The organism is Ralstonia psammae, from assembly GCF_958405935.1.
Lineage (GTDB): Bacteria > Pseudomonadota > Gammaproteobacteria > Burkholderiales > Burkholderiaceae > Ralstonia > Ralstonia psammae.
On record NZ_CATZBU010000019.1, the window covers coordinates 26,881 to 50,975 of the forward strand.

The window sequence follows — 24,095 nt, forward strand, 5'->3', positions numbered from 1 at the left end:
CCAAAGGCGCAGTTTTGGCAAGCAATTCTTTGTGTGGAAAAAGGCGATTTGGCGCGGCATACGCTGCACGCTCTTGGCTTCCAATGGATTCCGCTAGCGCTCCAGCAGTGGGTGTTGGGTGCCGCCCGCGTGGAGGTGCGGTGTTTCCCGTTCCTAGCGACCGGGGCACCGGTACACTCAGCCCACCGTCCTGTGCCTGCTCGACAAATTGACCAAAGAGGAGGTTCTTCCGAAGTTGGTCAGCGTTCCGTGTTCCATTGAAATCATGTGTTCTGCCAACGCTCGGAGCGGGGGGAACGGAATCGATGGGACTGGGCCCCGCTGTCCCGCCGTGATATTGCCAATCAGGAAACAGCTTGTTCAAGCGCTGGGGTGCAACTAGGGGGTTATCGATGCCGGCGACATTTGCAGCGTTGAGCGCAGCTTTGGGAACCAATGCCTTGTGTGGGAAAAGGCGGTTGGGCGCAGCATGCGCCGCCCCTTCTCGGTTTTCCACGAATTCCGCTAGTGCCCCAGTGGCGGCTGTTTTGTGCAGTTCGCGTTGAGAAGCGGCATTTCCGATCCCTGGTGAAGGGGGCACCGGTACACTCAACCCACTGTCCCACGCCAGCTCGACAAATTGGCCGAACAGTAGGTTTTTCCGGAACGGGTCCGCATCCCGTGCCCCATTGTAGCTATATGTTTTGTCGGCACTTGGAGCGGAGGGAGAAGAGCCGGTAAGAGTTGGGGGCGCGGATCCCCCACGGTATAGCCAATCGGGAAACAGCTTGTTCAAGCGTTGGGGTTCCCCTTGAGGGCTATCGATTCCAGCGGCATTTGCAGTGTTGGGGGCAGCTTTGGTAACCAATGGCTTGCGCGGGAACAGTCGGTTGGGAACAGCGGGTCGCTCACTGTTGATCCCAACGGATTCCTCTAGGGTCCTTGTGGCGGCTGTTGCATGCCCTCCGCGCTGAAGTGCGTCATCTCCAACTCCCGGAGATTGGGCCGTCAGATGTGATGTACTGCCCCCACCCAAAGCTGCGAAACTGTCCCAGACCTTTGAGCCGATATTCACGAGTCTTCGCGTGAGAGTCTGGTGTTGAGTATCAGTGCCTGGTGCAACTGATGATTGAATTTTCTGCTCGGATATGTGATTGCCGTTGATACGCATGACCGGGTCTCCAACAAATTTTGACTTCGGTGGCCACGCTCAATCACGTTGCCCCCGCACCGTGAGTTCCATCATTCTGATCGCCGGATGATGGAGATCGATTCCCGACCGTAACCCTCCTTCCGATCTTGGGGCATGTATCCGTGCGGCTCAGCAAGATCATCTGGAAAAGTAGCCAAATCGAGCATCTCAGCATCGCTACCGCTGGTTCAATGTGATCAGCATGAACCCTAGCGGCTTACGGAACGGATGCTGTTGTCGGGATCTGCGTTGCATGGCATTGGCGAGCTAGCTGGTTTGTGGGGCGGTAAAGATGCAAATGTATGCGCGACAGTGCACAGATTCATACCGACTACGTACCTCTGTTCGAGCTGCGATGTCCGGCAACCCCGACGAGAATCAACACTAATTGGGTCTCATCGCGAGCAAATCGTTGTGGCATGAGGGGCCATAGGGTGTGGCATCCATCCCCTTGCATATAAAGCACGGTCGTTTTACTGCACAGCATGCGAACCGTATTCGACTTGCAGCCAGATCACGATTTCGTCAGCAGTTTTTGCGATCAACCCGGGTAGCGCTGCATCCACGACGGTCTGTAGATTGCTATCTAGGTTGGGGGCAGGCCGAGAAGCCTGACTCAGATGGTGCCTGGCTTCGCCTCGTTGGCCGTTCTTCGAGTAGATGAGATGCACATCGAAATGCAGGCGCAAATCGACAGCAGCGGAACTGGAGTCCGATGTACTTCCCCAGGGGCCTTCACCAATGCGATGACTGTAACGAGTGATGTGACTGGTTTCTCGTCTGGCGCTGAAGACGCTGTCCGACGGTAATATGACCTCGATTCGATACTTGCCGTCCGGTTGCAAGTCTCTCATCTGATTGTCTACGCGATCGGCTAAGGCTTCGAAGGCCACAGGGAAGCCGGCCTGCGCCAAGCGCTCGTTTGGTCGCCACCAAATTAGTCCTCCAGCAGGCTTTTGCTGGAGGAAGACAATGTGAGGCCATCGGTTTGGCTTTTCCTTGGCGATCGGTGGCAGGTTTGGCCTGGTTTGCCCCACCGTCGATTCACCGACTGTATCGGGAGCTGGCACCGGTGCAGCCAATGCATAGCACGTGACAAAGGTCGAGAGCAGGGCTGAAACCTTTCGGTAGCTGAGCATCATTGTGCAATCCTAGTGTCATGAGTTAGAAATTCATTGAATAATGTGCCGCCTGTAGTACCGTGTAGTGAATGCCACGGAGACGAAGGGGCGGCGATGAGTGGAAGACCCAAGGCGGAGCTCGTGTTGAGCGAGGCGGAACGCGAGCAACTCACGGCGCTGATGATGCGCCGTAAGACAGCGCAGGCGGTAGCATTGCGCGCGCGGATTGTGCTGACCTGCGCCGATGGCATTGACAACAAGACGGTCGCGGCAAAACTGCGGGTCACTCAGCAAACGGTATCGAAGTGGCGTGCGCGCTATGTGGTGCATCGACTCGATGGTCTGCTCGATGCGCCGCGTCCCGGTGCGCCCAGAACGATTGACGATGCGCGTGTCGATGCCGTTATTGCAAAAACGCTCGAATCGGTACCTACGGGAGCGACGCACTGGAGTACGCGCACGATGGCTCGAGAGATGGAGCTCTCGCAGACAGCGGTGTCGCGAATCTGGCGAGCCTTTGGTTTGCAACCGCATCGGCAGGAGACCTTCAAGCTCTCGAGCGATCCGCTGTTCGTCGACAAAGTTCGCGACATCGTCGGCCTGTACTTGGATCCGCCCCTCAAGGCAATGGTGTTGTGCGTGGATGAGAAGAGCCAGATCCAAGCGTTGGATCGCACGCAGCCCATACTGCCATTGGCCCCCGGCATTCCCGAGCGCCGCACTCACGACTACATGCGCCATGGCACAACCACGCTGTTCGCTGCGCTGGACATTGCCACAGGCGAAGTCATCGGTGAATTGCATCGGCGCCATCGCAGCAGCGAATTCCTACGGTTCCTGCGCACGATCGACGCCAGCGTGCCCGCCGAAATGGACGTGCATCTGGTGATGGACAACTACGGTACGCACAAGACGCCCTCGATCAAGAACTGGTTCGCTCGTCATCCGCGCTTCCATGTTCACTTCACGCCAACTTCCGCGTCGTGGCTCAACCAGGTCGAACGTTGGTTCGCTACGCTCACCGAGAAGTACATTCGACGCGGCACGCATCGCTCGACACGACAACTTGAAGAAGCGATCCGGCATTACCTCGATGTCTATAACGCGAATCCTCGGCCGTTCGTCTGGAGCAAATCGGCTGATGAAATTCTCGCGAGCCTCGTACGGTTTTGTGCGCGGGTCCAAAGAGTTTCAGAATGAACACCATGAACATCGACACTGCTGCCATTGACGATGCCGTCCTCGCGCTTCTCTACTTGACCCTGCATGACCATAACCGTGCCTGGAAAAGTCTCGATTGGGATGCGCTTAACCGACTTCACGAACGCGGCCTCATCGGCGATCCCATCAATAGAGCGAAATCCGTGATCCTCACTGAAGAGGGGCTGCGGGAATCCAAACGCCTCTTCCAACAGCATTTCGTCACCTCTGGCAGCAAAAACAATGATGAAACGAATTTCTAACTCACGACACTAGAAGCGGGTACCGGCGCCGCAGCCAGCAATGAACCCGCCATGGCCGCCCTGTCCAGCGCAACCAAGTGCGGCGCAACCACAAAGCACGGCGCACGTTGCGAAAAGAACCGTGAGAAGGGAGACACGAGATTTCTGACGAATGCGTATCAATGCGACAGCAGTGGTAAGACGTTGGGGTTCGGATCTGTATGTAGCAATGCGGCATGTACTGATCTGCGCAGAAGGCGACAGCGACAGGCAACCATCGTTCCTACCGCGACCCGGGGATCAGCCACACGGCCCACAAAAGGTGTAAGCGCGGTTTCATCGATGCGGGGCTAAAAGCCGTAACCGATCGATAGAAAGGCCACGATCGGATTGATTCTGATCTTGGCTTCGGTGATCGCGTGTGCGCCGCTGGCCAGCGTGGTGTCGATCTTCGCAGTGGTCTTGAGCGGCAAGTAGGACATCGACAGGCTGACAAACCAATCCTTTGTGACGGCGTAGCTCGCACCCACGTTGAGTACCGGATTGATGGAGCTGTCTGTAGACACGCTACTGGCATTGGGGAAGCCGCTACCGAGTACCTGGGTCTGGAGCGCACTGTTGGTGATTTTCTCGTCGCCGAACCACGTGTAGTTCAGACCGGCTCCGACATACGGACGGAACCTGCTTTCCGCGCCGCCGAAGTACCACTTGAACAGCATGGCCGGGCTCCACTGCTTGGCCGAGCCGATCTCGCCGTAGGGGGCGAACGCATTGGCTCCGGTAATCTTGTGGCGTGGCGGGACCCCGCCCGCCAGTTCGACGGCAAGGTTGTCGGTGATGAAGTGCGTGAATGCCAGGCCGACTGTATCGGCATCTTTGATTCTGGCGCCCGTGTTGGGTACCGATTGGTTGACCGGTACACCGCCAATACTGTCGATAAACAATGGGTCGCTCGAACTGTTCGGCATCACGCGAAGCCAGCCGAGACTGATGATGCTGCTGCCAGCGCTTTGCGCGTGGGCGTGAGTGGAAAGAAGCATCCCTGCGACGGCCAGTGCTTTCATATGATTCACAGACGGTGCTCCGGTACGGTTGTTGCGCCTCGTAGAGAACGCCAAAAAAGAGACGGCGCCCTGAGGAGGCGCCGCACAAAAACAGGGAGACACAGCAGGCCCCTCGAGAGTGATGTCAATTGGCATCAGTCAGTTGGCCCATATGCACAATATGTAATCTCGGCTATCGGATAACAGACTGATAAGTGGCTTCCTTCAAGAAGGGCACCACACGACGTCTGGCATGGTAGTTAGTGCAGATTCACCGATGCAACTGAGCGACCTGTTCCAGCATCTGTCCGGTTAAAAAGAGCGTCGTTTGAGCTGTCGTGCGAACGAGTGCCTGGTCGCTAGGTGTGGTGGCATACCGCTCGATGCATGCCCGGACTTGCGCGCTGTGCTTTTCGTCGATGCTGGCGTGGGCGACGAAGAACGACATGTTTTTATCCGTGAGCGACAGATCGCCCTTGATTTTGCGCAGGAGGTCGTCGATGTGCTCGTAGGCGTCCTCTGCCCAGAAGCTGTAGCCGAGCCGCGCAATGGGACCATACTTGAGCGCCACGAAATAGAGATAGCCGATCAGGGCTTCGGTGGCGGGCAATGGAGGCCGATTCAAGGTTTGCCGATCCAGAAGGCCGATGCTCTCCAAGTCGTGCGTCACCATACGCTCATGCCCCAATTCGTCGGAAGCATGGTGATAGGCGAACTTGAGCATGCCTTCAGGGGCCGCCACAAAGGCGGTGGCGGCCTGGTTCATGGAGTTGTGTCGCGTGTAGTGGTAAATCTCAACCATTAGGTCGTGATAGAAGTCACGCGAGACAGGGCGGTGCAGCACCTGCTGCCAGAACTGTCCTTGTTTGATGGCCTCCCAACCTTGGTTGACCGTGGCGCTGAGCGAGTCGATGAATTCGTTGTTCAAGGTTTTCTCCATAGGGTTGGAACTTCACGCGCGATAAGAGATGGGTTGCCCAATGGGGCTTTGAGGTGCCAAGGCATTTGACACCTGGCTGATATGCCCGTGGATTACCGTGTAGGTCTTTTCTGTGCCCGGCAACGGGATCTCTTTGGCCAACACGGAAAAGCCGAATCTGCGGTACAAGCGACTGAGTACGTGCGAACACGACGCGTGGAGGTTTTCCACCTGTGCGTTGTCGCATAGAAAAATGAGTGCGAGAGACAGGCACTGCTTGAGAAATTCCGGTCCGCTGCGGAACTCTGGGGCCATCACCAGCCTCCCGACTTCCCATCCGTGGGTCAGCAAAGCGGCGTCCACCGGGAATTGGGCATGGAGTGTTTCGGTGAGGGTGAGGTTGTGCAGCATTGGCACAAATCGGATCGTGCCGATGATGTGATCGTGCTGTTCAATGAGTGCGACGATGCCTAGCTCATCTCTTTTTTTTCGTGCTCCAGGAATTGCGGGTCGAGCTCAGTGTGCACGGCGAGATTGATCTCTTGGCGCAGGCAAGCGATGGCTTGTGCGTCGGCCATTCCCCGCGGACGGCGCAGATGGATGCCGCTATCGGGCAACGTCGACCAAGCAGGGTTGGGGGCGCTCGACTGCGCAAGGTTGGAGTGGATATGCATTGCAAGCTCCTCGTTGAAATTTGGAAATGCCCTCGAAGGCGGGACCGTCAGATTGCCGGTATGTGCGACGCAGGAACCTGGATCGTTACTTGTTAAAAACGCCGTTGGGTGATGGACTAGTGAACGGGAAACCACCGCGGAGCTATGGGCTAGCCAACATGGCGCGTAGCGCGTGCACCGTTTGCTTGGTCAAGCCTTGGATTTGCGGAAGCCAGTCGTCATCGTCAGGCCAGCGTCCAGCGACCACTGGTTCATAGATTCGTCGGATCAGACGGTGCAAAGCCATTCCACCAAGGTTGCCGCTGACGCCTAGTAACGAATGCATCGCCAGTTCCACAGACTTCAAGTCTCGCGTTGCCTGGCCTTGCTCAAGCCGCACAAGCAGAGGGTCGACGAGCTCGAGGTAGTCCTCAACGAATTCATCCAGCATGCCGTCTTGGCGCAAATCCTGAAGGCGGCGGCAGTTCAGCAAGGGGGTATCGGAAGGGGTTGGCAGTGGATGATTCGGCCGGGCGTGCGTAGCTTCGGCGTTCAGTTTTTCTGCCGTCTGAGCTGTAACCGTCAGCCTGCGAACGAGCGTCTGGACCAGTGCGGCCGCTTCGATTGGCTTGCTGATGAAGTCATCCATGCCAGCGGTGAGGGCAGACTCAATGGTGGCGGTGTCGGTATGCCCGGTAAGCGCGATGATGGGTAGCTGTTGGTACCCCGATGGCCGTGTCCGAATGGCGCGCGCTGTTTGCAAGCCATCCAGGCCGGGCATATTGAGATCCAGAATCAGTGCGTCGCAACGCGCGCCCGCAGCGAGGTGATCGAGAACGGCTTGTCCGTGCGCGGCTTCAGCAACCTGTACGCCTCTTTTTTGTAGCCAGGTCCGAACCATGAGCCGCCCGTAGGGGTCATCATCAGCCAAGAGGACGGCTTTGCCGGCGAGCATCGCTGGATCGCACCCGGTCTGTATGGGGCGCTCAAGTGCCTGCATTAACGCCTGGACGAGGTCAAACCGACTACAAGTCTTGGCGACAAAGCCCGACATACCGGCTTTGGTGGCCTTGAGTTTTGCGATGTTCGGCGATTCGTTTGTGCTGGCGATGATCGGCAAGGATTGTTGGCCCGGCACCTCGCCACAGCGAATCTTCACGCTCGTGGCATATCCGTCGAGCACCGGCATGTTCAAATCCATCAGAATCAGGTCATATTGATGCTGCCGCATCTTGTCCAGAACCTGCAGGCCGCTTTCTGCCTCATCCACGTGCGCCGGCAGCCCGTTGAGCTTTTGACGCAACATGCGACGTTCAACGGGAAGGTCATCGGCAACCAGGATGCGCTTGTCGACCATGGCGAGCATGGCCCGCTGCCAGATGGTTTGACGATGTACGTCGAGTTCAGCCTGGGAAACCGAGGGAAACGACAAAATGAATTCGGTGTATTCGCCGTAAGCAGAGTGACAGCGAATCTCGCCTCCAAGTGCTCGCATCGTGCGTCGGCAGTACGCTAGACCCAAGCCCGTACCACCGATCTTCCCGATGCTCAGAAATGGCTCAAACACCCGAGCCAGCATCGCCTTGGGAATGCCTGGGCCGGTGTCCCTGACCCGAATCAGGGACTGGTCTACGGTCAGTGTCAGCCTGGCCTCTGGATGCGTTTTGAAATAGTAGAGGGCATTCTTGATCAGGTTGAACAGCACGAAGACGACCAGCGTCTCTTCGCCCTTGAATACAAAGTCGTTGATGATCTCCACGCCGATCTTCTGGCGCTCCTGGGCGTTCTCATAGCTATAGTCCGCCAGCGCCTTTTCCACGATGCTCGCCGCCCAGAGGTACGCGGCACGGTTGGCATCGGGCACCTTGGAGTGGACCTCGTTCAGGATCATCGAGATTACTTGAAGGCCGCTATGGATCGCTGTCTGGCCTCTAGTCAGGTGAAAGTGGAGACGATCGATCTGTTCTGTGCTCAAAGTCTGTTCCGTATGCGTCGCCGTCGCAGTTGGCAACACGTTGCACATCGCGTCCAACCCAAGCTGAACCTGGTTGAGTGGATTGCGCATTTCGTGTGCGATCGAGCCAGCCAAGGAGGTCGCGACGCGCAGCTTCTCGGTTTGTAGTTGCTTCTCAGAGAATTTGAACAGGCTCCCGCCGACCACGATCAGCACAAAGGTGGGCAAGCGCGCCACATAGTCCCGCGGCAGGGCAGGTTGTCTAGTGGTGCAGATGTACAGCAGCACCCCAAGTCCTGCACCGATGAGCAGCATCACCACCGTGTTGCGCCAGTCCGTCAGTAGTACCAGTAGGAACACAGCCATGAAGCTGTCGGCTATAAGGACGAGGTTGCCGTGATTCTTCAGGGACATGAAGACGTGGAAGAACGGCAGGCAGTAGAGCAGCACGCAGTAGGAGTACGTCAAGTACCAGCGCTGGAGGTGGCTTGGCCAGCGGTCCCGCAAGGCCAATAGCACACATAAAACGGTCGCAACCAAGCGGACCGGGAGGCTCTCATAGCGCTGCGGCAGAATTTCCGTATAGACCAGATAGAACAACGGATAGCCGATCGCGCCTACCACGCCTGCGTACTTGAGTGTATTGCGGCCATGGCTGTGGTAATCGCGGTAGTGACTACTGAGCAGTTGCAGGTAGTTCATGGCGCTTGAGATAGGAGAACCTTTCGGTAGTGGGTTTCCCTCGACTTCACGAAATGCGTTGGCATTCCATGCGCTGCTTAGCAACTCAAGGTGCGAGACCTCACCTTCGGCACAAAACCGTTAGTTAGTCGATCACGATTGATGCGTGCTGATTGGCGCGCGATTGCAATTGGCCGAAAAACAAAAAGGCGAGAAATAGACGAAATTGCGCCATCATCTCATCGGGTGAATTCGTAGATCTGTATGGCCGTCGCGCAATTCCCCTACACAATTCCGTTGGAAAATTCCCATTATGCTCATTGGGATTGATAGTTGCGCAAATAAATCGAAATATGAAAATAATCTGAAAGGTTTTCGGGTGTGCGTCAGCCCTTTCAGGATCAGAACGTTTGCGCACGGTATGTGTTAGTGCCGTCGGCAGTTGTGGCAATCGACAGAAGATCGATTTTGGTGCGGCGTCTGTCGCTGCAATGACCAACTCGGGATTCCGCAACGGCCTTTGGATTTGGTGTGGCATCGCGGCGGCGCATTGGTTGAGTGTGTGACAAGGTTGTCCGTTTAGTCGATGAGCTGATTTTGTACAGAATCCGTTAGAGCAGCAGTGCTAGATATGCCTTGACCAAGCGGGTGGTTTACCTTTGACCGCGCGCCCATTGAATCTCAAATTGAGAGCCACATGTCCTCGCCGAAAAAAATATTGGCGATGGTTCCTCACTAAATCACCGTTTGGCACTGAACGTTGCATTCAGCGATCGCGATTCGCTGAGGTTTTCACCAACTGCAAATCATAGTCGGTGGCAGGGCAAGGCCACATTGCGTGCCCAAGAAATTAGAGACAAGAGGCAGAGAGAGGACGAGTTCGATCTTGATGACACTTGGTTGACCCAACCGATGAAGAACGGAGGTCATCGCAGTGCCTATCTGGAAGGAGAGGCCTACGCCCGTTTCGCTTCGCAGGTCCGTACTCTGCGAGAGCAGCGCGGGTGGACGCCGAATGAACTAGCCCTGCACGCAGGCTGCGTTGAAGCTGACGTAAGGGAAATCGAGGCTGAACGTCTGTTACCTCAACCGATGGAGGTGGTTGACGCTATCGCTTGTGCCTTTGGGCTAGGCGCCGCTGTGACATTCAGAATAAACTCCGCCGATGAATTTCCATGGAATCGCGTTGTTGAAGTCGAGCTCGTAGAGCCTCCTGGTTGGATTGAGCCGAGAAAGATCAGCGACCGGCTGAGGCTGGGCCTGTTCTGGGCGGTTCTCTTAATGAAAAATAAGTTTACAAGATTTAATCGCATTTCAGATAATCTGCAGCGGATTCTATAGCGATATGCTGTAAATAAAGTAAATGAACTTGGCGGTTATTGATTTGCATGGAATTATGATCCGGGATTCGCATCGAAGAATGAGTCTAAAAAGCATTCTATGCATCCCTTTGATGGATTGTTTGCGGTGCGTCTCTTCTTCTTCGGCCGGGTGGTCCTACGCTTGAAACGGTTTCAACAAATATGGCAGTAGTACTTGAGTCGGTCCAATGGCGAAATGGTCATCTTTACATCTCCGAAGACGCTAGACCATTCGCTAAAGCTCAGGTTTGTGGTGATAATGAGATTGGTGTAGCCTGCCCTGGGATTGGCCTGCTGCTGACGATGTAGAGACCGTTCCCAAGAGAGGGGCGGTTATGAAGAAGCGATTCGCCGAAGAGAAAATTATTGACGTTCTGGAGGGAGCTGGCGCAGGCCAGAAGCCGGTGGAGTTGTGCCACAAGCCTGAACGTGATCGACGATTAAACGCATGGGGCACCGCGGTTCATTGTGGGTCATTTTTACATCGGCACTAAAAAGTATGCACATAAAGATGCGGTTGGCGATCTTGCACCGAGATTGTGCGCTATCTCCAAGTTGTTGCATAACGCTGAACGTCCGCGTACGTCCCCTCGCCCTGACGAAAGATACCCAATTCCCCGGCGCGCTCGGACTTTATGATCGTAGGCGGGGTACGTCTTACGATCTGGGATGGGAAATGGGGCGTAGTTACCTCTGCGCCTACCTTGCAGAAAGCGCGAGCTGTTGACCAGCGGATAAATTCCGTAAAGCGGATAGCCCCGGATATTCTGCCGGAGTATTGGAATCCGTACCTTATGCGTTAGGGGGCTCGGGGTAACAGAATTGATCGTTTTTTCCAGAGCGCTGCGAGTGCGCACAAAAGGACCGCCTATGCCACGATTACATGATCTCATCGAAGAGGCGGATCAGAACGCAGACGCGGTGTGCCGCTGGATCGACGACTGGCGTCGCACACACCCAGGTCAAGACGTTCGCCCGCTCCTAAACGCGACGGCTGTACACAACGGCTTTGATTTCCCGGCGACACCGTTATTCGTTGCCATCCCGAAACCAGTTGATGTTGCGAACCCGTTGATCAGCGTGTTATTAGAAAATGGGGCCGACCCTAATAAGACCGCGGCGTATAGCGGCGGTCTGAAAGTCAGTCCCCTTGATTTCGCTATCGAGGCCTATCTCGCTTATCCAGTGCCCGCGGCTTTCGAAACGATCGAAATGCTGATAAAGAAGCACGCGCGATATGGCGATGGCTGGCGTGCGAGTTGTTTCGACGTCGGGCGACCTGGGGGAGATCGTGCGCAAGCGGGGTGCTTGGCGGGCGCCGCAGCGAGAGTTCTTGCGTTCGCTGAGTGCGTCGAGTTACACATGATAGACGTATGGGACAACGTTGACGGCGAGCCTGGCGCGGAATTCCTCGCCAATGCGCTCAATGGCTTTTCAATGCCATACCGTTACACTGACCCCAACGAAGCACGGTTAGCTATGTGGAAGTGGTGCGGGCCGCAACGTCGACCGGGCAGCGTGGCGGATGTCGTCTTGAAGCTCCAAGAGTCGCCCGAAGCACTTAACATGACATTGAAATCGGTCGACCCGCAGGAACGAGGAACATGCGGCAATAATGCCGCTTATAACGCATTCATTGCGCTGAACGCCGTTCCGCTTTACGAGGCCCTGGCACGAGGGGCGACCGAATTCTCACACCTGAAGCGTGCTGCGCTTGCCGGGAGCAGCCTCTCTGCAGCGCACTTGCTTGCCAGCAGGGTTCACGAGCGTATCGGGACGTTCGAGCGAGAGATGGGACCGGCGCAGACTCCGGTCTCGCGGGGCTCGCAAGTGGAGTATTTGCATCGGGTCACCGCTGCCGTTGGCGCGTTGTTGCCGAGAGAATTGGCTAACCGACTGTACGCGGTGCTACCGAACGAGTCACTGGTGCCCTCCGGAAATCACGCACATCGAGCCTGCTCACTGCACGATCACGACTCCTTCATCAATTGTTTGGCGGTCGATTGTGCTGGGGTGCTTCGCGGGGAGCGACCAGACCTGCTCATAGACGCCTTGGCGAGCGCAGGCGGTGTGCGCGCAATATGGCAGGAGCATCTATTGGCGTGCGTGGATCGACAGTGGGACTCGTTGCAGGTGACGGCGCCCGGCGAGTCGAGGAGGGACTTGTTGGAAAAGGTGGCAAAGCGGCGAACGCCGGATGCCGTGAAGATATCAGACGACATGACCGAGCGTATTGACAAACAGCTGAACGACGCCGAGTTCAAAAGGATCTGCGACGACATTCGAGACCAGCGCGAGATTGTTACCGGGCAGTTTTGTCATTGCTTGACGACAACGATCGTCGAAAATCCACCTTCCTTTTTTGCCAAGGCAGGGGTAACCAAGAAGGCGGTCGTGAGTGCGTTGCAAGGGCGGTCGATCAAGGAAGTCACCGCTACGCCATCGCCGTCACTTTATCGCCCGAGCGGCCGGGTGCCACCGACGAATGTAAGCCGTACACCGTACCGATAGTGGCGCCTTGGCCGGGGTGACGAAGGTCACAGGAGTTAGTTCATTGAAAGCGAGATTCCCGCAGCCACTGGCATGGCGATGCGATGTTCGCCTCGAGGCGTATTAGGTGGCGTTGACTGCACCGTTGTGTGCGAAGTCACGGATGCAGGCGCTCCGTTATGAGCGCGCCCTTGAGATTCGCAGCGCGGCCTCCTGGCGATAGAGTTTCCCGTGCGCTCATCTGGTCGTAGCTTGGGAAGCGCGTCGTTCCCAGCGGTATCAGATGTTGTTGTATCTACGGCATGAGACTCCTCTCCGTGATTCGAGACGGAGGCGTTTAAGTCGCTTTTGTTTTCAGCGCGCGCACGGGCCTCCAGCGCACGCGGTGATGGAAATGCGTCGCGATTTTCACGGGCGGTCTCCTGCGACGCTGCCGACACAGCGGCGGGTGCAACGTTATTCTGAGCAAGCTCCGCATTATTTGTTGCGGTCGGCGCCGTTACGGCTTGCTCGACTCCGTTCGCGACTGAAACCTCAAACGCATGTCGAGACCGGACCGTAGATGCCGCGGGCTGTGACGCCGAAATCTGGTTTTCAGGTTCGATCCATTGTGCGGGTACCTCGCGCGGCGTGCTGATCGGCAGTGCGCCAAGACTCGAATTCGAAGGCAGCCGATCCTGTGGGTCCACTGGCGTGCGCCACCCTGTCTCGACAATCGACGGCGAAGCCACGGTTGCGGCGACAGCCGACGGGTTTGTAGCAGGATCCGAAGCCGATTGAACCGCCGGTCGCGGTATGACCGTCTGCGACTCGACGACGTGTTCGGTGGATGGGGACACTAAATGCGGCGGCGCCAACGGCACATTGGGGTAAACCGCGGGCACATGCCGTTGTGTCGGTGCGGCATCGCTGATCGATGCCGCGGCAATTGCCTGCAGTCGTCGCATTGCTGGGGAGGGCCGCGCCCCGAGCTCTTGATGGTCGGGCCGTGAAATTGGCCGGTCCGCCACGATCCGCACCGGGCTCGGACTGAGGCCATGCTCAGGGTGCGCCGTCACAGTCGCATCGCGCGGAGTATTGACGGTGGCCGCCGGGGCTTGCTTGGCGACTTTCTTAGACGCCTTGATGCGCTTTGATTTATTGACGCGTTCTTTGTAGCGGTCGGCGACTTCCTTGCGTGTAAGCACATTCCCCGGCCCTGTGGCTAAGCTCGTCGCGACGTTCCCAAAGGTGCCTACCGCATTGCTGGCGATACCGCCGATTGCATCGCTGGCCAAGGAGACGACATCCCCGAGCGTACCTCCTGGAAGAACGTTGGACCCGAAAATCCACTCTCGCCACTTACCCTTCATTCCCGCTTTCTTTTCTGCACGGTAGGCATCGCCGAACGACCGCCGATATTCCCGCCGCATTTTCTTCGCCATACTGAAAAACCGACGTCCGCTCGACTTCGCGAGCCGGCCAACATTGCGCTTGCGCGCGTCGTGGTCGACGTAGATTATCGCCTTTGTCTTTCCGCTATCGTCTTTCTTCTTTTCCAGCTTGATGCCAAACAACGGTGCGGCGGACCGCTCGCCGTTCCGGCCGTGCAGCATCTTGCTGGCAACTTGCATCGCGCCATTGGTAGGTGGGCCGATAAACGCAGAAACTGCGGGAAGAATGAGGCCGCCAAACAACGCCGTGAATCCGGGCGCTGCCCCGGCCGCTTGCAGCCCTACCTTGACGCCGCCGCCCACCGCCTTCGCCCCCCCCCGTGGTACGGTACGGAAGGCCAAATCAGCTAAGGTCTCCTTGCCAATTGCTTGCCATAGCCCCTTGGATGGACATACGCTCCAAAACCGCCCGCGGCCTTGCTTTTCATCGTTGACCTCCGCATCGACCTTGCCGGCCGCGTTGAGCGCGTGTACGGACCACTTATAGGCCGTATACAACCCAACGCCCAGCCCGACGAGCATGGTCGGGAGAGGGCCGAGGATCGGGGTGAGCAGAAAGCTAACGCCCAACATGGCGCTGCTCATCGGCAGATAAGCGACCGCGTTGCTGAACGTTTTCTGAAAGAATGTGGTGCCAAGGTCTGCGCGCCACGCCTTGTCGGCGTATTTCTTAACGTCGTCGGCCGACCAGCCTTCCTCTGCAAAGCCACGCGCGCAGTCAAGGACCGCGTTGTCGAGCTGACCGTTTAACTCTTGCAGTTGCTCCTGCGTGTATTCCTCCGGCTTCTCGCCTTGCGAGCGCAAGAAAACATCGATGTTGCCGACTTCGCTGCGAATGACGTTGGCGATCGCGTCGACGTTTGGATTGCCGGTCTGTTTGTTGGCTAAAAAGCCGCTTTTGTATCTGACGGGGGGAGTAGTGGTCGTGTCGACGGAATCGTCTGACGTGACTGTCCAGCCGCTATCACCGTACGGAAACGACAAACCGACGTCGCTGTGCTTGCGCGACTTCAGCAGCGCTGCAGTGATCGGTTCTTGGTAGACCGTATCCGTTTTACGCGGCATTGCCCCGTCCTTCTTGCGGAAAGCGAATTGCTCGGGAAGTGCCTTAGTGACTCCACTACCTGCTATTGAGTCTATTGATGCGCGATATACCGATGGTCTACGTCGTCGGGGCGTTGCATCGGTCTTGCAGGGCAACTACATTTGGAAACAAGCCCGGTCGGCGAAGAGGTCGCTCTATCGGTACTTTTCCCAGATCAAGCAGCAAAGCGTCCATGTAGCGAGCCCGCCGGCAATCAACGCTAAGACAGAATAAAGACTGCCAGGGCCTGCTATAGCCATTGCTGCGGAAGCAAGTGTTGACCCACCGCTTGCTCCAAGTGAGAAAATCAGCAATAGACCGGCGCTGACCGCGACGCGCTGACTAGCGGGAGTATGGTCGTTCACGTACGACACAATCACGCCGTACATCGAAAATGCCGAAGCGACGTAAAGATAGCCGCACGCTTGAATTAACGCGCTACCTTGCACGCGGGACAGCAGTAGGCCCAGGGAACTCGCGAGCATAGCAAGGCATAGCAGGACCTTGCGACGGTCGTATTTGTCAGCAAGCCGCGCCACTGGCCATTGCGGTACCAGAGCGACAAGCAGTGAGAATCCCATGAAGCGGGAAACATCTGCCACAGAGTAGTTGAGATGCCGCATGAACACGGGCTGCATCGAGCAAAATGCACCATTGAGCAGACCAACTGCGAGGCAGGCGACCAGGCCAAGCGGAGCTCCGCGATAGACGGTCACCAGCCCAGCGATCCCGCGTCTGCAGTGTGAGTGGTATTCCCTGTTGTGGGCATCGTGCGTGCCGAGGTGTGCGTATGTGACGTTCGCCAGCGCGACTGGCAGCAATGACGCGGTGAAAAGCATGCTGACAATGCAGAAGAGTTCGAAACTTGAAGGGTTCCCCAATACAGCGAGAAACTGGCCCGCCCCTAGCCCAAGATAGTTGAGTATCATGTAGGTTGAGAACATGCGGCATCGCTGGGCGTTGCTTGCTACGTGATGTAGCCAACTTTCGACTGCCGTGCATGTACCCATCAGGCAGAAACCTGTGACCACACGCAGGGCGCCCCAGAGCCAGGCGGCATCCCAGATTGGGAAGGCGAGTGCACAGCATGCAGGGATGGCGGCGAACGCGATGCATGCGCGTTGATGACCGATGTGCGTAACCAATGAGCCACCAGAGAGTGCGCCCAATGCAAATCCAACGTAGTACGCGGATTGCACAACACCAGCGAGCATCGGTGACATCTGTGATGCTGGTTGCTGCGTAAGACGCAGTGAAATCAATAGGCAAAGGAGACCGTTGCCTGTAGTGAAAATCACGTAGCCGATCAGCAAGATCGCTGTTGAATGCAGTGTGCTGCCAGAGGCCGCTAGCGGAATGCTGGAGTCCGAACCAGATCCTGAAAAGTCGACGGTTACCAGCTCCTCCTCGCGGGGCAGTGAGACGGAAGGAACGGCTCTCGGTTTGTGTACCTGCTTCATCGTGCCCAGCGATGTCTATTCGTGTCGCTCTGCATATGGACTACCTCAGTGGGCAGCGTGGGGAACATGCCGACAAGCACTGTGATTCGCCGAAGCAGTTATGGGCACCCGCCGCGGAAATGATCTGTCCCTGTGTGCGTGGCCCAGTTCGTGGTTGGTCAACTACGGTATTTCGGGGAATCGGCAGATTCCGCGGCAACGGATCGCTATACGAGCTGCCTTACGTGAATACTCGTATTCAACCCACGTGCTACCTACGGATGCTTGACGGGTGCTGAACAGGAACCGGAATGGGCCGCGGGAGATTTGGAGCGCTGGCGAGTCGAGAGTTTGTTGACTCGGCTCAATGCGTCGCGAAAGAGCGCTATGGTGTTCGCCGTAGTCCAGTAGGAGTTGGCATGCGGATCGATGGCGGGCTGTTGTCCGTCGCTGAGCGCGGGGCAACGATGCCATCAATAGTCGTCTCGTTTTTTCTTGAGCGCGCAGCTAGGTGATCGGAGATAGGGCGCTTGGCTGCATGGAGCACCCCCCCTCCGACGATGGCGGTTACCGCTGCGAAGACATTGAAGAAAGGGAGAGCGAAGCCAGTGGTGTGGGCCATCGCGTTCAATGAGTCGAGAGAGGACTGGATTCCTTTGGTCGCAACAGGAGAGCCCATCAGTAACTCCGTACGCTTTTCCGGCGTTTGCGGGCCTACTTGCCTCTCTGCTCGAAGCGCTGCCTTGAAGCCGCTGCGATAGCAACCGGCAAGACGAGAAATTGACCTCCAACTGCGTTGAGTGGCGGGGCAAGCAAGCCGCTCGACGTTGATCTGGGCAACCGTAGGGTCAAACTGGATATGGCCTGTCTTACGGTCCACGCTGATACCAAGTAGCGGCGCCATACTTCGCTGACGGCCGCGTAAATGCTGGTTGACGGCCGCGGCTAACCCGTTAGAAAACGGCCCCACAGCTACGGACGCGAATCCCGTAGCCACTCCCACGCCGGTCATTAGCAATGGCGCAGCGGCGAATAGGCTGAGCATGGCAGAAGCGACTTGCCCGGGTAACGCAGTCGCCAGCCGTATGCCACTGCGCACGGCTTCTGTCTTGCCAGCATGCCGTAACTTGGTGGCAAGCGCTGCGGGTGTCGGACACGCGGAGAACCGCTCACGTTTGCTACCGTCAGGTCGTGTGGTTTCGTCGAACTGGGATTCCAGTTTGAGGCCAGCAGCCCATGCGTGCACTCCGTATCGATACGATCCGACCAATGTGAGCGCGAGCGCGACACCAATGAGTGCCAGAGACGGAAGAACTAGGCCAAGCGGAATGGTCGCCGCAAGTACAAGTAAGCCGACAACACCAGAAGATGCGGCATTCGTAAAAGTTGCTTTGAGTGCTGCCGTACCGAGATCAGCGCGCCACGCCTTGCGAGAAAGGTGATCAATGGTATCCGCGTTATAACCCAGGTCAGCAAATGCGCTGGTGCTTTCAGCAATGGCGTTGTCGAGTTGTCCCTGCAACTGTTTGCGCCGCTCTTCAGTGAGACCTGCATAGGTCTGCTCATCCAAGTGGGCACGCAATACTGTGTCCAAATCGCCAACATGGCGACCGATCGCGGCGTTGAGCGTTTGTGCGGGCTGGGCAAAATTTTTCATCTTGACCAGCGATCATGTCTTCGCTGTATTTCAATCGAATGAAAGGCCCACGCATCAGAGCCCTGCACATTGATGAGCCATCTAGTTTGACGAGTTGGGCAGAGTTGCGATCCGTATGGAAAAAATCCAGTTGGTCGAATTTGAATAGGCGGGAATGGGTGCCCAGTCTTCTTTTTTTCTCGGGACCCACGATTGTTTCGACTGCAACTGCGCTCGAGAGCTGACGAGGGAGCCGAGGGGAATTGATCCATGGGCAGAGCTGTGTTGATTGCCGTTGGTGCCGTCGGCATGGTGCTCGTCGGTTTAGTTGCGCTGGCATACCTTGCGGGAGCCATCTATCTTGTCGAGCAGCACGCGTCACTCAAGGAGCTGTCTCTACAGACGTTTGTTGGGCACTGGTATTGGTACCACGATGATCCGCGGTATGGCGGGCCCCTGGAACGTGCGCTAGCACAGGCGGGATTGGTGCTCGTAGTGGCATTGCTGGGCCTCAGCATGGCAGCGCGGAATCAGCGGTCTCTGTATGGGGATGCGCGCTTCGCGCGCGCGGGAGAAATTGCGCGTGCAGGCCTATTTTCGCATCGCGGCATCATCGTGGGACGATACGGACGTCGCTACCTCTTGTTTGACGGGCAGCAATTCGTAATCGTGGCGGCCCCGACCCGTTCTGGGAAAGGGGTGGGTATCGTCGTGCCGAATTTGCTTAATTTTTCCGACTCGGTGGTAGTGCTGGACATCAAGCACGAAAACTTCAAACTAACCGCAGGGTTCCGTGCCGAGCACGGACAGGAAGTCTATTTGTTCAATCCATTTGCTCGTGACGGACGCACCCATCGCTACAACCCACTAACTTACATCAGCGATGATCCCCATCTACGCGTGCGCGATATTCTTGCCATTGGCACGATTCTGTTCCCACCTGAAGGGAAGGACGGTTCTGGCAAGGATGCGTTTTGGTATGAGGCTGCACGCAACTTGTTTTTGGGGCTTGCCCTACTCGTTTGCGAGTCGCCCGAATTGCCGCGCACAATGGGGGAGGTTATGCGCCAGGCTTCAGGCTATGGCCGCAAGCTCAGCATTCACTTGAATGCCGTTATCCAGGGCCGTTGGGCGGAGGGTCGGCCGTTGTCCGCTACCTGTGTGGACGCGTTGTATCGGGTACTGGACAATGCCGAGATTACGTACGCGAGTATTGTCTCGACATTCAATGCAGCGTTGACCAATTGGGCTAACCCAATCTTCGATGCGGCAACCAGTGAGAGCGATTTTCTGCTGACCGACGTACGTCGCCGTCGCATGAGCATTTACATCGGCGTCACCCCGGACGATCTACCGGAAGCCGCCATGATCCTGAACATGTTTTTTTCGCAGTTGCTTAACCTGAACATGCGGGAATTGCCAGCAGGAAACCCAGAATTGCGGCACCAATGCCTGCTCGTAATGGATGAATTTACGTCCATGGGGAAGGTTACCATTATTGCAAAGGCGGTCGGCTTCATGGCTGGGTACAACTTGCGCCTGATGCCAATCATTCAGTCGGTCGCTCAACTGACAGCAGTTTATGGCGAGCAAGATGCGCGAACGATCCTGTCCAATCACGCATTGCAGGTCATTTTTACCCCCAAAGAACAACGCGACGCGAACGATTATTCTGAGATGCTCGGCTATGTTTCCGAGAAGAAGCGGTCGTTAAGCCGTCCCGTCGGCTTCGGCTTCCAGAAAGGTGGGTCGCCTAGCGACACCGTGGCCGACGAGAAACGAGCTTTGATGCTTCCGCAGGAGTTGAAGGAGCTTGGGCAGGATAAAGAGATTGTGCTGCTCGAGAACTGCAAACCAGTATTGGCCACGAAAATTCGCTACTACGCGGATGCCGTTTTTCGACGCCGATTGAGGCAACCGCCCCAGATTGCTTCCTTGGACTTGGCAAAGCATGCTGCACTCATCGAGGTAGGCCGTCGGCTTATGAGCCAATACCAGCTTCCAGATAAACAGTCGGGTGACTCCCAGGAGGCATCGGGCGATGCGCCGGTGAACTCCACAACGGCGGAAAGATCCATCGAGACTCCATCCGCAGGGGGCGGCTTGAGTCTCTAATAATCACGCCGGAGTGCCGGATTGTTCGACTGAGGGTCTTCTGAAGCAACCGTAGGGCCGTCCGAGTGTTACTCGGGCGTGATCCGACGCTTGGCGGGGAAAGGCAAGGTGCTTTGGTACGCAAAGCGTGGTGAGAGGATTCTGCCATCGCACATTGGCACGCAGCGGCGTATTCGAGTTCGCATGAGGCGTAAAGTGGGCAGATCATTTGTACGGGATACGGGAAGTTGTAGCGGTAAGCGTGAATCATGCAAGCGGCGACAAGTCGATGCACTGCTGCGACTACAGGTTGCGGGCAGTCTCGCTATGACAGCAAGCATGAGTTGGGCGAGCGGTGGCGAGGCGTTTACACAGTTTGCGGAGACTTTAGAGAGAGTATTTCACGTGCTGCAGACTGCAGGCGTGGTCGTGGTGGCCTTAGCGATTAGTTGGGCCGGTTACCGAATCCTATTTCAGCACGCACGCTGGGCCGATGTTGCCACGCTTGTCATTGGTGCTCTGTTTGTTGGTGCGGCGCCGAGTCTTGCGGTATGGCTTTTGTACGGGACAAGCGACGGACGGAGTGTGGCAGCCGCCCCTGCCGTGCCAGCCACGCCGTATATCGCGAGGATGCTGGAGAGAGGCGATATCGTGCGGTTCGATAGAGGTCTTCGCGAAGCATCCGATGCTGCTGAAGCAGCGCGGATCTCCCTCGTCATATCAAGTGCAACGGTGAATCGTCGAGGAAGGGTTCTTCTCGTGCCCATTGTTTCTGCTCCTACCGATTCTCCGGGGCAGCCGTTGACGGTACGTATCGCGGACGGCAGTGCTCCCACACTTGCCTTGGTGGACGAGATGCGAACCGAGGCTTGGCTAAGTCGCGAGCCGCAGATAGTTGGTCGAGTATCGGCTCGCAGTCTTGCAGCTGTGACCACGTGCGTGAGGGCGGTAGCGATTGGGGCGCATGCCTGCGGGGCCGCAGATTGACGATCGTGGCGGAACTCTTTGCGCCTCCGAGCCAGTCCGTTGGGATCTGCGCGATCGCCGCCGTCCCATCCCCAATGGAGACGGTGAGGTCGTCTCTAACACCTTCTTGCTGTTAGGGTCACCGCCTTGCGGCGAGGCCGGTCGCGGAGCCGGCAGGCGCCAAGTAGTCTCCTTTACCTGCGGCTTCGATTCGCTTCTGAATTTCTTTGGCCGCAACGACGCCGTCGGCCATCGATGTTACGCAACATGGGTGCATTCGATGAGCGACCTCCCCAATAGTGAATACATTTTGTATAGATGTCTCGGCGGTACGGTGATCGGTGGCAATGAACCCGCCGGAAGTGCGGGTGAATTCAAGATTGCCAATGAATTCCAACGACGGCGTCCAACCATATAGCGCAACAACGGCATCGTAGCGCTGGCCGGCGACTGTCATTGTGTCAGGATCGACTACATAGGGTCCGACCCGCACGTTTTGCACTGGGACGCATTGGAGAAATTCACGTCGGGCTTTGATCGTTCTTGCGTAAATGCGAATATTCGACGCACCTTTGGCGCGGATGAATTCGTAGTTTTCGAAGGCGCTGTCCCCGCCGCCCAATATGGCGACGGATTTGTTGTGCCAGTCCGTCATGTCGATTTGCTTGCCAGGACCTATTAATAGCTTCGGGCCTGCACGGAGCCCCCCATCAGCCGGGCGTACGCCGGAGGCGATTACGAGATACGGGGCGAAAAGAACTTCGCGCGTTGCTGCACTGCCTGTGTTCACAAGAAAGCCTCCATCACGCGGAATGATGGATTGCACCGTTGTGTTCAGGCAGCTTGCTATATCGTGAGAGTGGACATTTTCGTGTATGGCGCGTGCCACTTGCTGGCCACGATACCCGATGGACGATGCAATCCAAACGTTGGGGTATGGGCTTTCGTTCTGAAGACCACCTAGGATCGCGCGGCGTTCGACAATGCAAGGTTGGAACCCGAGAAGTTTGAGCCACAATGCGCATGACGCGCCGGCGGGACCACCGCCGACGATGACTGCATCAAAGGTAGACACGGATTACCTCCTGCACGCTTCGGGCGAAGAGCGTCATGAATCTTTATCGGAACGGTTAGTGCGGCAACGAGATGTATTGCCGACGTTGGCCTGGAAAGGTGTTACAAGGCAACAAATCGTCGGTGCGGTAAGGCGTTTCAACGCCCTTTGCTACACGCCTGGTGGCACCTCACGACAGCAACAAGCTGAAGGTCGCGTTTTTCTTTGACGCTAGAAGACGTGGGCGTCATTGGTGGCGTTAGGTGAGGGGGATTGTGTTGCTGGCGAAGTGGAAGGCGCTGGCGCATTGGCGGCGCGCCCCGGCGGCGTGACATTGCCCTCATGAACTTCAGGGCGAGCAGGGACGGGCGGGCGCTCAGATCTTGGCGCAATCTCTGGTACAACAGGTATGGGAGTAACTCGTGCTTGTGCGGCAGCGTCAGCCACCTTGCGCACATAGTTGGGGGCGGAAGATTCGTTGGGCTGTCCGCTGTAGTAGCAGGAGATTGCGCCGCGAAGCGCGATTTGCGTGTCGGGCTCACGACGTTTGGCTCGCTCGAAGCAATGTGTGAGGATCTGCGAACCGACCGCCAAGTTGGTGCAAGGGTCAAAAGCATTCTCGAGCGTAAGTCCATAACGGACGAGATTGGATCGCTCGATCTGGGCGAGCCCCACGCTATAGCGGTAGCCTTGTGCTTCCAGCGCCTGGGCCGTGGCAATTGCCTCTGGAAGAGACCGAGGCTGCCGTGCAAGGCGTCCTTTCACTACCCCGATGGCCCAGGGATTAAAGCTCGATTCCACGCGGACCACCGCCGCCATCGTATACCTGTCGACCGTTGGCGCGCATTGTTGAGCAAGCTGTATGAAGTCCCACATATCAATCCTCCACCTTGTTGTCGGCGGGAGCGGAGATTGTTTATTGCTGCTGGTGGAGGACAGGCCCAGCTTGGCTGGCATCCGCTCGGACTGGAAGCCTAGTCGCCTGCGAGGACATCTCGTCGGACCTTATTGGGGTTGCCGGTGTCGCTTGTGGCGATTGCTGCGAGGCAGGGCTTGGTGGATGTTGCTTTGGCGCGGCGGATGAATCTTTTCGTGCTTTCTTTGAAAGCGACGAAATGCCTAAAGCCAACGCGGTGCCGATGCCGGCTCCCACAAGAGTACCGACTCCAGGCAAAAAGATGCTGCAGACCACAGCACCTATCACTGCGCCTGCAATGCCTTTTTTGGTCGTGCTACTCATACTGGGTCTCGTAGTAACAGTAGAAGTGTTCCGTGCTTGATTGTTACGCTGCTGAGCATACAGAACCGTTACGCCAGTGAGCGTTGCTGCCGGTCGACCATGGCGGGCGAATTTTCCAAAAGAAGAAGGGAGCGACTCTGTAGTTGCTGCGCGGATCAGTGCAATGACTATGAATTTGCCCGGCTCTGGCGTTAAGGCGCGTGTATTGCGGCAGTGTGCGGCTCGTGGAGCAGCCCCCTGAATCTCCGGACACGAGGACTCTCTTAAATAGCGAGTAGTCTTGTGACTATCAGTAAGCCTAGTCATTACGTGGA

The 24,095-nt window shown here is 56.8% G+C and carries 17 protein-coding genes and 1 pseudogene; 6 read left to right on the forward strand and 12 right to left on the reverse strand.

What is annotated here, in order from left to right; translation table 11 throughout:
* Nucleotides 1-1,644: 1,644 nt before the first annotated feature.
* The gene (locus R2N16_RS23510) at nucleotides 1,645-2,313 is read right to left on the reverse strand and encodes a hypothetical protein (protein ID WP_316669132.1); all 669 of its coding nucleotides are present in this window, start codon (nucleotides 2,311-2,313) and stop codon (nucleotides 1,645-1,647) included.
* Between the two features lie 93 nt (nucleotides 2,314-2,406).
* Here R2N16_RS23510 and R2N16_RS23515 point away from each other — a divergent pair, with 93 nt between their 5' ends.
* Nucleotides 2,407-3,492, forward strand: coding sequence for an IS630 family transposase (locus tag R2N16_RS23515; RefSeq protein ID WP_316669134.1), 1,086 nt, complete (start codon nucleotides 2,407-2,409; stop codon nucleotides 3,490-3,492).
* Nucleotides 3,493-3,497: 5 nt separating this feature from the next.
* The gene (locus R2N16_RS23520; RefSeq protein ID WP_316669165.1) at nucleotides 3,498-3,755 is read left to right on the forward strand and encodes a DUF6429 family protein; all 258 of its coding nucleotides are present in this window, start codon (nucleotides 3,498-3,500) and stop codon (nucleotides 3,753-3,755) included.
* 329 nt (nucleotides 3,756-4,084) lie between these two features.
* On the opposite strand, the gene R2N16_RS23525 is transcribed toward R2N16_RS23520, so the two are convergent.
* The 5 genes from R2N16_RS23525 to R2N16_RS23545 form a co-directional block, all read right to left on the reverse strand.
* Complete coding sequence (locus R2N16_RS23525) at nucleotides 4,085-4,807, reverse strand: OmpW/AlkL family protein (protein WP_316669135.1); 723 nt, start codon at nucleotides 4,805-4,807, stop codon at nucleotides 4,085-4,087.
* Between the two features lie 241 nt (nucleotides 4,808-5,048).
* A complete protein-coding gene (locus R2N16_RS23530) occupies nucleotides 5,049-5,705 on the reverse strand; it encodes an iron-containing redox enzyme family protein (RefSeq protein WP_316669137.1) in 657 nt (218 codons plus the stop codon).
* Nucleotides 5,706-5,729: 24 nt separating this feature from the next.
* The gene (locus R2N16_RS23535; protein WP_428984159.1) at nucleotides 5,730-6,200 is read right to left on the reverse strand and encodes an N-acyl amino acid synthase FeeM domain-containing protein; all 471 of its coding nucleotides are present in this window, start codon (nucleotides 6,198-6,200) and stop codon (nucleotides 5,730-5,732) included.
* The gene (locus tag R2N16_RS23540; protein WP_316669141.1) at nucleotides 6,167-6,370 is read right to left on the reverse strand and encodes a hypothetical protein; all 204 of its coding nucleotides are present in this window, start codon (nucleotides 6,368-6,370) and stop codon (nucleotides 6,167-6,169) included. Before R2N16_RS23540 ends, R2N16_RS23535 begins: the two co-directional genes overlap by 34 nt.
* A gap of 142 nt (nucleotides 6,371-6,512) precedes the next feature.
* The gene (locus R2N16_RS23545; RefSeq protein ID WP_316669143.1) at nucleotides 6,513-9,005 is read right to left on the reverse strand and encodes a response regulator; all 2,493 of its coding nucleotides are present in this window, start codon (nucleotides 9,003-9,005) and stop codon (nucleotides 6,513-6,515) included.
* Nucleotides 9,006-9,731: 726 nt separating this feature from the next.
* Between R2N16_RS23545 and R2N16_RS23550 the strand changes: the two genes are divergently transcribed.
* A complete protein-coding gene (locus tag R2N16_RS23550; RefSeq protein ID WP_316669144.1) occupies nucleotides 9,732-10,325 on the forward strand; it encodes a helix-turn-helix domain-containing protein in 594 nt (197 codons plus the stop codon).
* Nucleotides 10,326-10,504: 179 nt separating this feature from the next.
* On the opposite strand, the pseudogene R2N16_RS25560 reads toward R2N16_RS23550, so the two are convergent.
* A pseudogene (locus tag R2N16_RS25560) lies at nucleotides 10,505-10,615 on the reverse strand (ATP-binding protein); the annotation flags it as partial.
* A 600-nt stretch (nucleotides 10,616-11,215) separates the two neighbouring features.
* Here R2N16_RS25560 and R2N16_RS23560 point away from each other — a divergent pair.
* Nucleotides 11,216-12,856 carry a hypothetical protein gene (locus R2N16_RS23560; protein WP_316669146.1) on the forward strand — a complete coding sequence of 547 codons (1,641 nt, stop codon included), beginning with the start codon at nucleotides 11,216-11,218 and terminating at the stop codon, nucleotides 12,854-12,856.
* Nucleotides 12,857-12,891: 35 nt separating this feature from the next.
* Here R2N16_RS23560 and R2N16_RS23565 read toward each other — a convergent pair whose 3' ends face one another.
* From R2N16_RS23565 to R2N16_RS23575, 3 genes are all read right to left on the reverse strand, one after another.
* Nucleotides 12,892-15,333, reverse strand: a complete 2,442-nt coding sequence (locus tag R2N16_RS23565; protein WP_316669148.1) for a hypothetical protein — start codon at nucleotides 15,331-15,333, stop codon at nucleotides 12,892-12,894.
* Between the two features lie 174 nt (nucleotides 15,334-15,507).
* A complete protein-coding gene (locus tag R2N16_RS23570) occupies nucleotides 15,508-16,665 on the reverse strand; it encodes an MFS transporter (protein WP_316669151.1) in 1,158 nt (385 codons plus the stop codon).
* Nucleotides 16,666-17,176: 511 nt separating this feature from the next.
* A complete protein-coding gene (locus R2N16_RS23575) occupies nucleotides 17,177-18,448 on the reverse strand; it encodes a hypothetical protein (protein ID WP_316669152.1) in 1,272 nt (423 codons plus the stop codon).
* 249 nt (nucleotides 18,449-18,697) lie between these two features.
* Here R2N16_RS23575 and R2N16_RS23580 point away from each other — a divergent pair, with 249 nt between their 5' ends.
* Both R2N16_RS23580 and R2N16_RS25565 read left to right on the forward strand, forming a co-directional pair.
* Nucleotides 18,698-20,542 (forward strand): type IV secretory system conjugative DNA transfer family protein, encoded by a 1,845-nt coding sequence (locus R2N16_RS23580; protein WP_316669154.1) that lies wholly within the window; start codon nucleotides 18,698-18,700, stop codon nucleotides 20,540-20,542.
* A 183-nt stretch (nucleotides 20,543-20,725) separates the two neighbouring features.
* A complete protein-coding gene (locus tag R2N16_RS25565) occupies nucleotides 20,726-21,508 on the forward strand; it encodes a TrbC/VirB2 family protein (RefSeq protein WP_428984158.1) in 783 nt (260 codons plus the stop codon).
* A gap of 118 nt (nucleotides 21,509-21,626) precedes the next feature.
* Here the strand turns inward: R2N16_RS25565 and R2N16_RS23585 are convergent, their stop codons facing one another.
* Together R2N16_RS23585 and R2N16_RS23590 are read right to left on the reverse strand one after the other, a co-directional pair.
* The gene (locus tag R2N16_RS23585) at nucleotides 21,627-22,562 is read right to left on the reverse strand and encodes an NAD(P)/FAD-dependent oxidoreductase (protein WP_316669156.1); all 936 of its coding nucleotides are present in this window, start codon (nucleotides 22,560-22,562) and stop codon (nucleotides 21,627-21,629) included.
* A gap of 210 nt (nucleotides 22,563-22,772) precedes the next feature.
* Nucleotides 22,773-23,417, reverse strand: a complete 645-nt coding sequence (locus R2N16_RS23590; RefSeq protein ID WP_316669158.1) for a lytic transglycosylase domain-containing protein — start codon at nucleotides 23,415-23,417, stop codon at nucleotides 22,773-22,775.
* Nucleotides 23,418-24,095 lie beyond the last annotated feature (678 nt).

Bases quoted from the DNA above. Each gene is read 5' to 3' on its own strand.
- R2N16_RS23545 (WP_316669143.1), bottom strand. From the start codon at position 9,005: ATGAACTACCTGCAACTGCTCAGTAGTCACTACCGCGATTACCACAGC.
- R2N16_RS23560 (WP_316669146.1), top strand. From the start codon at position 11,216: ATGCCACGATTACATGATCTCATCGAAGAGGCGGATCAGAACGCAGAC.
- R2N16_RS23540 (WP_316669141.1), bottom strand. From the start codon at position 6,370: ATGCATATCCACTCCAACCTTGCGCAGTCGAGCGCCCCCAACCCTGCT.
- R2N16_RS23515 (WP_316669134.1), top strand. From the start codon at position 2,407: ATGAGTGGAAGACCCAAGGCGGAGCTCGTGTTGAGCGAGGCGGAACGC.
- R2N16_RS23580 (WP_316669154.1), top strand. From the start codon at position 18,698: ATGGGCAGAGCTGTGTTGATTGCCGTTGGTGCCGTCGGCATGGTGCTC.
- R2N16_RS23510 (WP_316669132.1), bottom strand. From the start codon at position 2,313: ATGATGCTCAGCTACCGAAAGGTTTCAGCCCTGCTCTCGACCTTTGTC.
- R2N16_RS23565 (WP_316669148.1), bottom strand. From the start codon at position 15,333: ATGCCGCGTAAAACGGATACGGTCTACCAAGAACCGATCACTGCAGCG.
- R2N16_RS25565 (WP_428984158.1), top strand. From the start codon at position 20,726: ATGAGGCGTAAAGTGGGCAGATCATTTGTACGGGATACGGGAAGTTGT.
- R2N16_RS23520 (WP_316669165.1), top strand. From the start codon at position 3,498: ATGAACATCGACACTGCTGCCATTGACGATGCCGTCCTCGCGCTTCTC.
- R2N16_RS23575 (WP_316669152.1), bottom strand. From the start codon at position 18,448: ATGAAAAATTTTGCCCAGCCCGCACAAACGCTCAACGCCGCGATCGGT.
- R2N16_RS23590 (WP_316669158.1), bottom strand. From the start codon at position 23,417: ATGTGGGACTTCATACAGCTTGCTCAACAATGCGCGCCAACGGTCGAC.